9 protein-coding genes and 3 tRNA genes are annotated in these 12,972 nt (G+C 67.8%); 8 read left to right on the top strand and 4 right to left on the bottom strand.

Going from position 1 to position 12,972, the window contains the following annotated elements; all coding sequences use genetic code 11:
• The first annotated feature begins 2 nt into the window (after positions 1-2).
• Entirely contained in the window at positions 3-2,759 is a 2,757-nt protein-coding gene (locus ACFQ50_RS02050) for a PEP/pyruvate-binding domain-containing protein (RefSeq protein ID WP_377993862.1), read from the top strand.
• A gap of 39 nt (positions 2,760-2,798) precedes the next feature.
• Here ACFQ50_RS02050 and ACFQ50_RS02045 read toward each other — a convergent pair whose 3' ends face one another.
• Positions 2,799-3,458, bottom strand: coding sequence for a DedA family protein (locus tag ACFQ50_RS02045; protein WP_377993861.1), 660 nt, complete (start codon positions 3,456-3,458; stop codon positions 2,799-2,801).
• Between the two features lie 154 nt (positions 3,459-3,612).
• On the opposite strand from ACFQ50_RS02045, the gene ACFQ50_RS02040 reads away from it, so the two are divergent.
• From ACFQ50_RS02040 to ACFQ50_RS02030, 3 genes are read left to right on the top strand one after another with little or no spacing between them, the layout of a single operon-like run.
• Positions 3,613-4,755: an outer membrane lipoprotein carrier protein LolA gene (locus ACFQ50_RS02040; RefSeq protein ID WP_377993860.1), complete on the top strand. Its 1,143-nt coding sequence runs from the start codon at positions 3,613-3,615 to the stop codon at positions 4,753-4,755.
• A gap of 50 nt (positions 4,756-4,805) precedes the next feature.
• A complete protein-coding gene (locus tag ACFQ50_RS02035; protein WP_377993859.1) occupies positions 4,806-5,879 on the top strand; it encodes an ABC transporter ATP-binding protein in 1,074 nt (357 codons plus the stop codon).
• Positions 5,866-6,762 (top strand): ABC transporter permease, encoded by an 897-nt coding sequence (locus ACFQ50_RS02030; protein ID WP_377993858.1) that lies wholly within the window; start codon positions 5,866-5,868, stop codon positions 6,760-6,762. The genes ACFQ50_RS02035 and ACFQ50_RS02030 overlap by 14 nt, the downstream gene beginning before the upstream one ends.
• A 28-nt stretch (positions 6,763-6,790) precedes the next feature.
• Here ACFQ50_RS02030 and ACFQ50_RS02025 read toward each other — a convergent pair whose 3' ends face one another.
• The 3 genes from ACFQ50_RS02025 to ACFQ50_RS02015 all read right to left on the bottom strand — a co-directional run bounded on the left by ACFQ50_RS02025 (position 6,791) and on the right by ACFQ50_RS02015 (position 9,940).
• Positions 6,791-8,275 (bottom strand): C40 family peptidase, encoded by a 1,485-nt coding sequence (locus tag ACFQ50_RS02025; protein WP_377993857.1) that lies wholly within the window; start codon positions 8,273-8,275, stop codon positions 6,791-6,793.
• A 288-nt stretch (positions 8,276-8,563) separates the two neighbouring features.
• On the bottom strand, positions 8,564-8,992 hold the full coding sequence (locus ACFQ50_RS02020) for a metallopeptidase family protein (RefSeq protein WP_377993856.1): 429 nt from the start codon (positions 8,990-8,992) through the stop codon (positions 8,564-8,566).
• Positions 8,993-9,001: 9 nt separating this feature from the next.
• Entirely contained in the window at positions 9,002-9,940 is a 939-nt protein-coding gene (locus tag ACFQ50_RS02015) for a DMT family transporter (RefSeq protein ID WP_377993855.1), read from the bottom strand.
• A 241-nt stretch (positions 9,941-10,181) separates the two neighbouring features.
• Here ACFQ50_RS02015 and ACFQ50_RS02010 point away from each other — a divergent pair.
• The 4 genes from ACFQ50_RS02010 (at position 10,182) to ACFQ50_RS01995 (ending at position 12,899) form a co-directional block, all read left to right on the top strand.
• A tRNA-Glu gene (locus ACFQ50_RS02010) sits at positions 10,182-10,254 on the top strand.
• Between the two features lie 93 nt (positions 10,255-10,347).
• Positions 10,348-10,421: transfer RNA gene (locus ACFQ50_RS02005), tRNA-Asp, on the top strand.
• Between the two features lie 48 nt (positions 10,422-10,469).
• Positions 10,470-10,545: transfer RNA gene (locus ACFQ50_RS02000), tRNA-Phe, on the top strand.
• A 758-nt stretch (positions 10,546-11,303) separates the two neighbouring features.
• The gene (locus ACFQ50_RS01995; RefSeq protein WP_377993854.1) at positions 11,304-12,899 is read left to right on the top strand and encodes a glycoside hydrolase family 68 protein; all 1,596 of its coding nucleotides are present in this window, start codon (positions 11,304-11,306) and stop codon (positions 12,897-12,899) included.
• Positions 12,900-12,972 lie beyond the last annotated feature (73 nt).

The following is a 12,972-nucleotide window of genomic DNA, read 5'->3' as shown; positions in this document are numbered from 1 at the left end:
GCATGAGCGGGCTGGTGCTCGGCCTCGGGGACCTCAGCGGCTCCATGCTGCCCCAGGTTGGCGGCAAGGCCGCCAACCTCGGCGAGCTGCTGGCAGCCGGCCTCCCTGTGCCCGACGGGTTCTGCCTGATCACCGAGGCCTACGTCCGGGCCGTGGAGCCGCTGGGGCTCGGCGAGGTTCACAGTGCCCTTCAGGACACCCCCGCCGATGACCTGGAATCCCTCGCGGGCCTGGCCGCCAGGGCCCGCGGCCTGATCACCTCGGCAGAACTTCCGACGGCGATCGCCGGGGAGCTACTCACGGCTTACCGGGCGCTGGACGGCGTGCCCGTCGCAGTCAGGTCCTCGGCCACGGCCGAGGACCTTCCCTTCGCCAGCTTCGCCGGCCAGCAGGACACTTATCTGAACGTCATAGACGCCGTGGCGCTGCTGGACGCCGTCCGGAAGTGCTGGGCCTCGCTGTGGACCGACCGGGCGGTGGCGTACCGCGCCAGCCGGAACATTGACCCCGCAACGGTGGCCCTCGCCGTCGTCATCCAACGCATGGTGAACGCCGAGGCGGCGGGCGTGATGTTTACCGCAAACCCGGTCACCGGCAGGCGCCGGGAGGCCGTGATCGACGCGAGCCCCGGGCTTGGCGAGGCGGTGGTGTCCGGCGCCGTCAATCCTGACCACTTCGTGGTGGATACCGGGTCCGGGGCCATCCTGCAGCGCCGACTGGGGGACAAACGGACGGCTGTCCGGCCGTTGCCCGGGGGAGGCACCGAACTTGTCGAGCAGAGCGCGGAGAACCAGCAGTGCCTGACCGACGCGCAGATCCGGGAACTCGCGGTGCTGGGGAGCAAAGCAGAGGCCCACTACGGCGCCCCGCAGGACACGGAGTGGGCGCTCGACGGCGGCGGAAAGGTCTGGCTGACCCAGTCCCGGCCCATCACCACGCTTTACCCGCAGCCGGAGAAGGCCCCGGACCGGCGCGGTCCGGGGGAGGAGTTGCGGGTCTACCTGTGCTTCAGCCTCGCCCAGGGCCTCACACGGCCGCTGACCCCGATGGGGCTTGCCGCCCTCCGGCGGGTCGGCTCGTCCGTTGCGGCCGCCGCCGGCTTTGACGTTCCCGACCCCCGCAACGGGCCGCCGCCGTACGTCGAAGCCGGGCAGCGCATCTTCGTCGACCTGACCGCGGCCGCGCGGAGCACCGTGGGCCGCCGGCTCATCCCGAGTGTCTTCGACGTCATGGAGGCACGCTCCGCAAAAGTCCTGCGCAGCGTGTTTGGCGACCCCCGCCTCTCGATCACCCGCCGCACGCCATGGGACCTCCTCAGGCACGTGGTCCCCATCGCTGTGCGGTTCCGCGTGCCGGAAGCAGCGGTCCGGGCGCTGGTCCGTCCCGAGGCGGCCCTCAGGCGCCTGAACCGCTTCACTACGGAGTTCAACGCGACGCTGGAACTTCCCCAGGGAGCTTCCCCGCGCGCGCGGCTTGACCACGCCGAGGGGATCCTCCCGCGGCTCTTCCCCAACCTTCCGGCAGTGCTCCCGTTGGCGGGCCTGGGCTTCGCAATGCTCGGCCTCGCCGGGAAACTCCTGGGTGCCGGGAAACTGTTCGGTGCCGGGCCGGACGGTGCCGGGCCGGACAGCTCCGGCCAGGACAGCGCCGGGCAGGACAGCGCCGGGCCGAAACGAAACGTCGATCTCCAGCCCGTGCTCCGCGGCCTGCCCAACAACGTGACAACCGAGATGGACCTTGAGCTGTGGCGGGTGGCCACACAGATGAAGTCCGACACCGAATCGCTGGCCGTGCTCACCGGCCACCCGCCCGCAGTGCTGGCGCAGCGCTTCGCCGCCGGCGACTTGCCGGCCGTGGCCCAGTCCGGCCTGGCAGGATTCCTCGCGCGGTACGGGCACCGGGCTGTCGCCGAGATCGACGTCGGCATGCCCCGCTGGCGGGACGACCCCACCCATATCCTTGGCGTCCTCGCCAACTGCCTCCGGCTGGAGGACCCGGAACGCGCCCCTGACCGCCAGTTCAGCAAGGCGGCAGCCGAGGCCGAGGCGCAAATCGAGCGGCTCGTGGCGGAGGCCCGTTCGCGGGGACGACTCCGGGCCGTGGCCGTCCGGGCGGCGCTGCAGCGGGCGCGGCTCTTCGCCGGGCTGCGCGAGCTTCCCAAATTCCAGATCGTCCTGGCGCTGGCGGAAGTGCGGAAGCAGCTCGCCGAAGTTGGTGCCGTGCTGGCGGAACAGGAACGGCTCGCCCGGGCCGACGACATCTTCTTCCTGGACTTTGCCGAAGCGAACCGGGCCCTGGATGGTGCCGACATGCAGGATCTCGTGGCGCAGCGGCAGGGGGCCTATTACCTGGAACTGGAGCGGCGCCACATTCCCCGGATGCTGCTCTCAGACGGAACGGAACCCGAAACGCTGCTTACCGCCGTCGGAACCGCGGCTGCCGGGGCGCTGTCCGGGAGCCCGGCGTCGGCGGGGACGGTGACAGCGCCCGCGCGCGTCATCCTCGACCCCGTAGGTGCCCACCTGGAACCGGGGGAGATCCTCGTGGCGCCGTCCACCGATCCGGGCTGGACCCCGCTGTTCCTGACGGCGGGCGGCCTGGTGATGGAGATGGGCGGCCCTAATTCCCATGGCGCGGTTGTGGCCCGGGAATACGGCATCCCCGCCGTGGTGGGCGTCGCTGACGCCACCTCGCTGCTCAGGACGGGCCAGGAAGTGACGGTCGACGGCGGCGCGGGCACCGTGGTGCCCGGCGCCTGAGAGCCCGGGGCTACTGAAGGGGGCTATCCGGGCCCGGAACTACTTCCGGTCCTGTGCCGGCTTTCCGCGCCGGATGTGCCGGACCACGAGCCAGATCACGAAGATGGCCAGGGCGCCGTAGACGGCGTAGTTGAGGTAGCGCGAGTACTGCTCCACCATCGCGTATTGGCGCCCCAGCAGCACACCGAAGCCGATCAGGGCGCCGTTCCAGATGCCGCTGCCGGCAATCGTGAAAATGCTGAAAGTGCCGAGGTGCATCCTTTCGGCGCCCGCCGGCAACGAAATGAGGCTCCGCACGCCGGGCAGCAGCCGGCCGAAGAAAATCGCCGATCTGCCGTGGCGGCGGAACCAGCCGTCCGCTTGCTCGAAGTCCTCCCGGTCCACCAGCGGCAGCTTGGACAACCAGCGGATCGAACGCTCCAGCCCCACCTTCGCGCCCAGGAAATACAGCGCAAGGGCGCCCAGATACGCCCCCAGTGTGCTGGTCACGAAGACCAGGACCAGATTGAGGGAGCCCTGCCGGGTCAGGAATCCGGCGAGCGGAAGAATCACTTCGCTGGGAATCGGCGGAAACACCGTCTCGAGGAAGGTGAAGAGCCCCACGCCCCATTCCCCGAGCGAATCGATCGCCTGGGCAGCGAAGCCCACGATGCCTGTCAGTTCATCGGCCGGACTGGATGTGGCACCGGGAATGCGCATGGGGCGGAGGCTCCTGGAAGCTGGAAAACGGCGTCCCTTCCAGTCTGGCGCACGAGTCGCGACAGGGAAAGCAGTCAGCCCGGCCGGGGGCTGCCACATAAGGGGCCGAGGCGTACCCTGAGGGTATGAGCTGCGACGTCGGAGCGGAGTTGACATGACTGCCATCTGGCTGAGGTGGACACCTGCCGTGGCCGTACCTGCTGTTATTGCTGCCGGAGTCCTGGCGGGGTCCCTGCCTGCGAGCGCCCGGGATCCGTTGCCGGAGAAGACACCGGCCCAGGTGCTGGCGATGATCGGGCAGCACCAGACCAAGTCCTTCTCCGGCACCCTGGAGCAGTCCTCCGAACTCGGACTGCCTGATGTTCCCCAGGTGGGGCCCAGCTCGGGTGCCGGCACGGGCTCCCTCGCCGAGCTGCTTACCGGGCCGCACAGCGCCCGCGTCTATGTCGACGGGGCAACCAAGGCCCGCATCCAGGTGATGGACCGGATGGCCGAGCGCGACGCCGTCCGCCAGGGCAACGAGGTGTGGCTGTACAACTCCAAGGACAACACAGCCACGCATGTCACGCTTCCCGCGGCGGCAGCGAAGGAATCCCGCAGCCATGACATGCCGGAAGGCGTGGCAACGCCGGAGGAACTGGCCGCGAAGATGCTTGACAAGCTGGACAGCAGCACCGAAGTGGCGGTGGCCGGTGACACCGAGGTGGCAGGCAGGGCCGCGTATAACCTGGTCCTCACGCCGCGGTCGGACGTCACTCTGGTGGGCTCCGTGGCTGTGGCCGTGGATGGTGAGAATGGCATGCCGCTGAGCGTGGAGGTGCGGGCGCGCGGGCAACAGGAGCCCGCCTTCAGGACAGCGTTCTCCAGCCTGACGCTTGGAGCCCCGGACGCGGGACTGTTCAAGTTCTCGCCGCCGCCGGGCGCCTCGGTGAAGGAACTTGCGGTGCCGTCGACGTCCCACGGCAAGACGGACCATGCCGATAAGGATCTGGCTGACAGGAATTCGGGCAGCCAGGACCTCCGCGGACACGCCCCAACGGTCACCGGAACCGGCTGGGACCGGATCGTCGGCATCCCGGCTCCCTCCGCTTCCGCCCCGTCCGCGTCCCCTGAGTCTGGAAAGCAATCCGTCGACAAGCTGCTCAATGATCCCCTGCTGCGCCAGGCGACCGTGACCGTTCCAGGCGGCCGGGCTATCTCCACATCACTGGTCAACGTCCTCCTGACCGACGACGGCCGGACGTTCGTAGGTTCCGTGCCCCTTGAGCGGCTCCAGGCCGCCGCAGCCGCGAGGTGACAGCGGCTGGCCGCGGCCCGGGTTCCGCAACTGACGCGCTGGCACCTGCATTGGAAGCTGTCACGCGCGTTTTCGGGGCAGCCGACACGCCGGCCATATCGACGCTGGCCATAGAGACGCAGGGCCTGAGCAAGCGCTTCGGCCACCAGTTGGCGGTCAACGGCATCGACCTCGCCGTCCCCCGGGGCTCAGTCTTCGGCTTCCTCGGGCCCAACGGTTCCGGCAAGACCACCACCATCCGCATGATGCTCGGCCTGGCGGCCCCCACCGCCGGAGAGGTCAGGGTCCTGGGACTGGACATGCCTCGGCAGCTGGATGAGGTCCTGCCCCGGGTCGGTGCCCTGGTGGAGGGCCCGGCTTTTTATCCGTTCCTCTCGGGCGCGGCAAATCTGCACCGCTTTGATGCCGCGGACCGCCACGCCGCGCCGTCCAGCCGCCGCGCGCGGGTGGCGGAAGCACTGGAACGCGTGGGGCTCTCCCACGCTGCCCGGAAGAAGGTGCGGGCCTACTCGCTCGGCATGAAGCAGCGGCTGGGAATCGCCAACGCGCTGCTGGCCAGGCGCGAATTGCTGGTCCTGGACGAACCCACCAACGGGCTGGATCCACAGGGCACACGCGAGGTCCGCAACCTGGTGCGGTCACTCGCCGCCGACGGTGCCACCGTGTTCGTCTCGAGCCATCTGCTCGCCGAAGTGGAGCAAATCTGCACCCATGCGGCGATCATGAGCGCGGGCCGGCTGGTGGCGCAGGGGCCCCTGGCCGAACTCCGCCAGGACGGCACCGCTCAGCTTCGCCTGGTGACGCCCGACGCCGGTACGGCCTCGGGCGTTTTGGCGCGGTTTGGTTTGTCCCCGGTTGTGGGACATCCCGACGGCGCGGACGCCGTCATCACGTCAAGCCTGCCCGTTGGCACGGGGCCCGACCGCATGGCAGGGCTCTCCGGTCCAGCTGAGCACCCGGCGCCGGCAGGTGAACCATCCGCGAACGGGGCTGTGGCACCGGAAGCGATCGTCGCTGCCCTCGTTGCCGACGGGGTGCGTGTCCGCGGGTTCACGGTGGAGCGTGGCAGCCTGGAAGACCGGTTCGTGGCCTTGACGGGGGAGGGCTTCGATGTCGCGCAGTGATCGGCCGCCAGTGCAGGAGTTCGCAACACAGGGACTGCCAGCCCCGGCGCCGGGGACCAGGCACCGGGCGTCCAGCGGTTCCCTGCTCGCCTCGGAGCTGAAGCAGCTGTTCCGCCGCCGCAGGACCCAGGCGATGCTGCTGGCCCTGGCCGCCATCCCGGTGCTGATCGCCGTCGTCGTCCGCGTTTCCTCAGCTGTTCCCCCGGGGAGGGGGCCCGCTTTCCTGGACCGGATCAGCCAGAACGGCCTGTTCGTGGCAGTCACCGCGATGCTGGTTTCAGTGCCGCTGTTCCTTCCGCTGACCATCGGCGTGGTCGCGGGGGACACCATTGCCGGGGAAGCCGGACTGGGCACGCTGCGATACCTGCTGGTGGCCCCAGCCGGAAGGGTGCGCCTGCTGCTGGTCAAGTATGCCGGGGCAGCGGTTTTCTGTATCTCCGCCCCGCTGGCCGTGGCACTTGCCGGAGCCGGCATCGGCTGGGCGCTCTTCCCGGTGGGGCCGGTGGCGCTGCTCTCGGGCGACCTGGTGGAACCGGACGAGGCGCTGGTCAGGATGCTGCTGATCGCCGCGTACCAGGCTGTTTCGCTGCTGGGTCTGTCGGCCATCGGGCTGTTCCTGTCCACGCTGACCGACGTGCCTGTGGGCGCCATGGCCGCCACCATCATCCTGTCCGTCGCATCCCAGGTGCTCGACCAGTTGCCCCAGCTCGAGTGGCTGCACCCGTGGCTGTTCACGCACTACTGGTTCGGCTTCGCAGACCTGCTTCGCCAACCCATCGGCTGGGACTCGTTTGGTGACAACGCCCTGTTGCAGGCTGGCTACATCGCAGTGTTCGGCGCGCTCGCGTACGGCAGGTTCGTGAGCAAGGACGTCCTGTCCTAGTTGGGACTGCTCCTGCCAGAAGCCTGGGTCAATAGCGTGCCGCGACCGGGTGGAGCTGCATGCCTGCCATCATGCTGAGGTCCGTCACGGTGATGCCCGCGGACGGGTTCAGCGCCTGGACCACCTTGCCGCCGCCCAGGTAGATCGCCACATGGTAGAAACCGGGGGCCGATCCCCAGACCAGGAGATCACCGGGCTGCGCCTGGGACAGGGGCACATGGACTGGCGCTTGGGCGAACTGCTCAGCTGCTGTGCGCGGAAGTTGCTTTCCAATGGCTGCGAATGCGTTCTGGACCAGGCCTGAACAGTCGAAGCCGTACGCGCCGGTGCCGCCGAACTGGTAGAAGTACGGGGAGCCCACCTTGCCCATTGCCACCGAAATGGCCGCCTGGTTGGAACCGCCCGGCGACGGCGCCGGCTGAACCGGTGCCGGCTGAACCGGCGCTGGTGCGGGGGCCGGGGCAGGACGTGCGGGCGCGGGAGCCGGGCGGGCAGGGGCCGGAGCCGCAGGCGAAGGTGCTGAAGGAGCGGCAGGTGCCGGCGCGGCCTGGGCAGGCGTCCGGGACGGTGCGGCAGCGGCCGGTTCCGCTGGGGCCGCACTCCCGCCGCCGGAACCGGCAGCATTCGCAGCCGCCGCCTTGTCTGCGGCCTCCTGGGCCGCGGCGGCACGTTCCGCGGCCGCAGTCACGGCGGCGAGCCGGGCCTGCTGGCGTTGGCGCTCCAAACCATCCACGCGGGCAGACTCAAGCGCCGCCGTTGTGTTCCGAAGCGAGGCAAGCTGCCCCACGAGGACAGTCCGCTGTGCCTTGGCGTCCGCCACCGCCTTTACCTGGGCTGCATTGGCCTGGTCTGCCGCTGCCTTAAGCGTCTCCGCGGTTTTCGCGGCGTCGTCTGCCGCGCGGCGGGCGTCGGCGGCGGCGGCGGTGAGTGATTCGGCGGCTGCGGCGGTGGTTTCGGCGGCGGTGAAGGCCCTGCTCCGGCCGGCCGTGAGGGCCTGTAGGGTTGCGGCCTTGGCCAGGACGTCGCCCGTGCCGGTGACCAGGCCGCTCAGCTCCGGATTGAGGCCGCCGTTCCGGTACAGGTCGCCGGCCAGCTGCCCCACGGCCTTACGGCTCTTGGACTGTTCCTTGTCCGCGGCGGCAGCCCTGGCCGTGGCCACGGCGGCCGCGTCCGATCTCGTGTCCAGCTCCACGAGGGCATTGCTGTAGGCGTTGTTGGCCTCAAGTGTCCGTGCGAACGTGACCTCCTGGGCCGCCGCGGCGTCGGCCAGGATGCCCTCGATGTCGGCGACCTTTGCCGCCGTCTTACTTTCGCTGGACTTGGCCGCGGCGATGTCCGCGGGGGACGGGAGTTCCGGCGCCGCCGGAACCGTCAGCGCTGTTGCACTTGGGACCGATGCCGGCGGCGTGAGCGCGAATGCCCGGTCAGCCCGTGCGGGCGATGCAAGGGTTCCAAAGAGGACGACGGCGGTGCACAGGACGGCCGCTGTGCGGCCGGGGCCGGTCAAACTCATTCATAACCTCGCAAGTCAGGGCGGGGCGAACGAGTCGGGAGGCAGCACGGAAGCGCCCCTCTGAAGATGCCCAGCCCTCTGAGGTTAGAGGTCAGTTTGTCACTTTGGCAACACTGATCACATCAATAACATAAACAACATCAGTGTCATTTGAGCGGAGGCGCGAGGGCGTGTCGCGGGAACGTTGCCCCGCGTGGGTGACGAAAAAGTGGCGAAGCCGGAGAGCGGAGGCCCGAGCACCCGGGCCTGGTTGGCCCCTGGCTGTGGTCATGTCCCCTGCCTGCAAGGCTAGTCCCAACCCAGTTCGTGAAGCCGCTGGTCGTCGATTCCGAAGTGATGGGCAATCTCGTGGATCACCGTTACCGCCACTTCCTCCACCACGTCCTCGCGGGAGGAACAGATGTCCAGGATCGGCTGGCGGTAAATGGTGATGCGGTCCGGAAGCGATCCCGCGTCCCACCAGGAGTCGCGCTCGGTCAGCGGTACTCCCTCGTACAGTCCCAGAAGCACCGTGTCCGGGTCCTCGCCGGGCTGCGGGACGTAGTCGTCGTCGATGAACACCGCCACGTTGTCCATGGCCCGCGCCACCTCGGCCGGAAGCTGGTCCAGGGCGTCGCTGACGGCGGCTTCGAAGTCGGCCTCGGACATCTCGAATCCGGAGGGATCGCCGGCCCCGTCCGGCACAATCGGGAGGCCGGGCGGCAGGTTTGCGGGCATATCCAAACTTTAGCGGGATCTCCGCCGGGTCAGCCCGACACCGAGGAGGCAGATGGCGCCGCCGATGAGCCCCCAGATGGTCGGGATTTCACTGAGCACCAGCCACGAGATCAGGACCGTCGTGCCCGGCACCAGATACGTGGTGGCCGCGAGCTTGCCGGCATCGATCAGTGAAAGGGCGTAGGCCCACGTGGTGAAGGCGATGGCGGTGGGAAAGATGCCCAGATAAACCAGGCCAAGCGTGGCGGGCAGGGGCGCCGCCTGCAGTTCCTGCCCCAACTGGCCGGCGAAGGGCAGGCAGCAGACCAGGCCCACCATGATGCCGAACCAGGTGGCCTGCCCGGCCGGAAACTTCCGCAGCACGGGCTTCTGGATGATGACGCTGACCGCGGCGAGTGCAGCAGCGAGGAGGCAAAGCAGCACACCTGCAACGTCCGCCGTCGAACGCGTCCCCGATCCCAGCGCGATGACCGCGACGCCGCCGAACGCCACCAGGCTGCCGATAATCAACCAGCGGGGAAAGCCCTCCTTGAGGATGATGCCCGCCATGACGGCCACCAGGATGGGGTTCACGTTGATGAGCAGCGCGCTGGTTCCGGCGTCGAGCGAATGTTCCGCGGCGTTCAGCGCCACGTTGTACCCGGCGAACCACATGACGCCGTAGGCGAGAATCGGCCACCATTCGCGTCCCCGCGGCAGCGCCCGCAGCTTGGGCAACACCACTGCGCCGAGCACGACGGCGGCGATCGCCAGCCGCCCCAGCGTCAGGGCTCCGGGGGAGAAGCTTGGTCCGACGGCGCGGATGCCCACGAAGGCGGAGGCCCAAAGCACCACCGTCACGACGACGGCGGCGACGCCCAGCTTGTTGACGCTCTTCCGGGGTTCCTGGGAGGTGCGCGCTTCGGGGGAGTGGGGCGGGAGGGGGCTCGTGCCGGCGGTGGATGCCATGGTGCCAATCTAATCCCGTTCCGCGCGCCCTGGCTGGCGGAAATCGGCCATGTCTAGCCAAGAAGCTGCCATTGTGTCGGGCCCTGATTTGCTTGGCGTCTGGGCGGTCTGCGGGCCGATTTTGGATATTCCGGGGATAGGCTCTATAGTTTTACAGGTCCAGTTCGGAGGAACACGAAAGGACAAGAACGAAAGGCTTCGGCCCTTTATTTTTGCCCTTGTTCAGCCAGAGTGAGTCCAGGCCCCCATCGTCTAGCGGCCTAGGACACCGCCCTTTCACGGCGGCGGCACGGGTTCGAATCCCGTTGGGGGTACGCAAGGAAGTGGTCAAAGCAGGCAAGAAAGTCTGGTAGGCTGGAGTCCTTGAAAAAACGCGGTAGCGATACTGCGGAAGCAAGAAATAGCAAGGCCCTGTAGCGCAGTTGGTTAGCGCGCCGCCCTGTCACGGCGGAGGTCGCGGGTTCAAGTCCCGTCAGGGTCGCTTTGATTGCCGGGAGAAATTCCGGCTGTCATGGTGACATGTCACCTAGGCTCTGTAGCTCAGTTGGTAGAGCGTTCGACTGAAAATCGAAAGGTCACCGGATCGACGCCGGTCGGAGCCACCAGCTAAAACCCCGCTGTTCCATTAGGAACGGCGGGGTTTTTTCGTTCCCCGGGTTTTGCGGGTTCTCCGCCCCGGCTTCCCCGCGCTGGCTACACCTGGTTCCACGCCTTTTCTGCCCCTGGTGACCTCCTCGCCTTGACGACCTCCCCCGCCTTCCCCGCCTTGGCGACCTCCCTCGCCTTCCCTGCCCCGTCTTGGCCTGACCCGCCAGTGGACGTGGAAGGCCGCCGCGAACGTCGCGTCGCCCGCCGGCGCCATGTCCCATTGGCGCGCACGTCCCATTGGCCACCGGCGAATGAACCGCCGTGGGGCACTTTGGAGGCGTAGGCGTCGTCATTCGCCCCGGCGTTCGGGTGTTGGCCGTCAAAGAGCCCCTTTTTGGCAGGCCGGGCCGATGGCCACGGATGTGATCAACGCCATTGATGACGCGTTTATGAAGTCACGTTTGGTTCCGGTCCTGAAGTGGGGCACGCGCGCGCAAACGAGATGTAAGCGCTTGCACTCAAGGAGGGCCAACCAGGGATTGCCCCCGAAAACCGTGTTGAACTCGGCTGACAACGTTGTCTACCGTTGGGTGTGGGCCGCGAAATGTATGACATTTCCGATCGCCCAACGCGGGGTCCTACCCAAACCCCGCTATCTCCCTCGACACAACGGCGTCCTCGATGACGCATGCCGTGTCAGCGGGGTCTCCGGAGTCCGGGGGACAAGGGCAGCTGCCCGTCTTCCACGAACGTAACTCCGCGAGAAGAGCAAAAAATGCACAAGCACCCCAACACCCCCCGGATGCTGCGGTGGCGCCCTGCCGCCGCAGCTCTGGTGGCCACTGTCGCCGCCACGGCATTCCTCGCCGTGCCCTCGGCGCAGGCCAACGAGCCCTCGGATCCGCCGTCCAGCACCCAGATGCCGGCGCCGACTCCGGGCTTCCCCCTGCCGACGCCCCACACCCAGGCAGCCCATGACCCGGCGTCGGACTTCACCTCGAAGTGGACCCGTGCGGATGCCAAGCAGATCATGGCGCAGAGCGACTCCAAGGTTCAGCCGGGCAAGAACTCGATGAGCCCCGACGTCACCATGCCGGAGATCCCCGAGAACTTCCCCGCCATGAACGATGACGTGTGGGTCTGGGACACCTGGTCGCTGACCGACGAGAACGCGAACCAGATCAGCTACAAGGGTTACGACGTGATCTTCTCGCTGGTCGCTGACCGGCACGCAGGCTACGGCTTCGACCAGCGCCACTGGAACGCCCGCATCGGCTACTTCTTCCGCAAGACCAACGCCGACCCGGCCAAGGACAAGTGGAACTACGGCGGACACCTGTTCCTGGACAACACCTCCATCGGCAACACCGAATGGTCCGGCTCCACCCGCCTCATGAAGGGCGACCAGGTGAACGTGTTCTACACGGCCACCACGTTCTACGACGTCAAGGAGCGCAACGCCGGCGGCGGCGGTATCGCCCCGGATGCTGTCATCGCCAAGGCACTCGGCAAGATCCACGCTGACAAGAACGGCGTGACCTTCGACGGCTTCCAGCACACCAAGCTGCTCGAGCCGGACGGAAAGCTCTACCAGAACAAGGCGCAGAACCCGGGCTTCGCGTTCCGCGACCCGTACACGTTCGCCGACCCGGCACACCCCGGCAAGACCTTCATGGTGTTCGAAGGCAACACCGGCGGCAAGCGCGGCGACTACCGCTGCAAGAACGAGGACCTGGGCTACGCCAAGGGTGACCCCAACGCCGAAAACCTCGACGAGGTCAACAGCAAGGGCGCCTACTATCAGACCGCCAACGTGGGCCTGGCCGTGGCAGACAACAAGGACCTGACCAAGTGGCACTTCCTGCCGCCGCTCCTGTCCGCCAACTGCGTCAACGACCAGACCGAACGTCCGCAGATCTTCATCCAGAATGAAAACGGCAAGAACAAGTACTACCTGTTCACCATCAGCCACCAGTTCACCTATGCGGCCGGCATGCGCGGACCCGACGGCGTCTACGGCTTCGTGGGCGACGGCGTCCGCTCCGACTACCAGCCGATGAACAACAGCAGCCTGGCCCTGGGCTCCCCGACGGACCTGAACCTGCCGTCAGAGTCACCGGAGGCTCCGACGCCGAACCAGAACGGCCGTCAGTTCCAGGCCTACTCGCACTACGTGCAGCCGGGCGGCCTGGTCCAGTCCTTCATCGACAACGTGAACGGCGTCCGCGGCGGCTCCCTGTCGCCTACCGTGAAGATCAACTTCCGGGACGGCGTGTCCAAGGTTGACCGCACCTTCGGCAAGAACGGCCTCGGCCCGTTCGGTTACCTGCCAACCAACGTCCATGTTGGCGGCAACGGCCTCTACAAGTAAGCCGTCACTGAAGCAGTAAACAGAAGGCACCCGGACCAGGTCCGGGTGCCTTCTGCTGCCCACGCCTCTCCGT

The sequence above is a fragment of the Arthrobacter sp. NPDC056493 genome, assembly GCF_042795115.1.
GTDB lineage: Bacteria > Actinomycetota > Actinomycetes > Actinomycetales > Micrococcaceae > Arthrobacter.
This window is presented reverse-complemented; position numbering and strand designations above follow the sequence as displayed.

Bases quoted from the DNA above. Each gene is read 5' to 3' on its own strand.
- ACFQ50_RS02050 (WP_377993862.1), top strand. From the start codon at position 3: ATGAGCGGGCTGGTGCTCGGCCTCGGGGACCTCAGCGGCTCCATGCTG.
- ACFQ50_RS02045 (WP_377993861.1), bottom strand. From the start codon at position 3,458: ATGCGCATTCCCGGTGCCACATCCAGTCCGGCCGATGAACTGACAGGC.
- ACFQ50_RS02040 (WP_377993860.1), top strand. From the start codon at position 3,613: ATGACTGCCATCTGGCTGAGGTGGACACCTGCCGTGGCCGTACCTGCT.
- ACFQ50_RS02030 (WP_377993858.1), top strand. From the start codon at position 5,866: ATGTCGCGCAGTGATCGGCCGCCAGTGCAGGAGTTCGCAACACAGGGA.
- ACFQ50_RS02025 (WP_377993857.1), bottom strand. From the start codon at position 8,275: ATGAGTTTGACCGGCCCCGGCCGCACAGCGGCCGTCCTGTGCACCGCC.
- ACFQ50_RS02020 (WP_377993856.1), bottom strand. From the start codon at position 8,992: ATGCCCGCAAACCTGCCGCCCGGCCTCCCGATTGTGCCGGACGGGGCC.
- ACFQ50_RS02015 (WP_377993855.1), bottom strand. From the start codon at position 9,940: ATGGCATCCACCGCCGGCACGAGCCCCCTCCCGCCCCACTCCCCCGAA.
- ACFQ50_RS01995 (WP_377993854.1), top strand. From the start codon at position 11,304: ATGCACAAGCACCCCAACACCCCCCGGATGCTGCGGTGGCGCCCTGCC.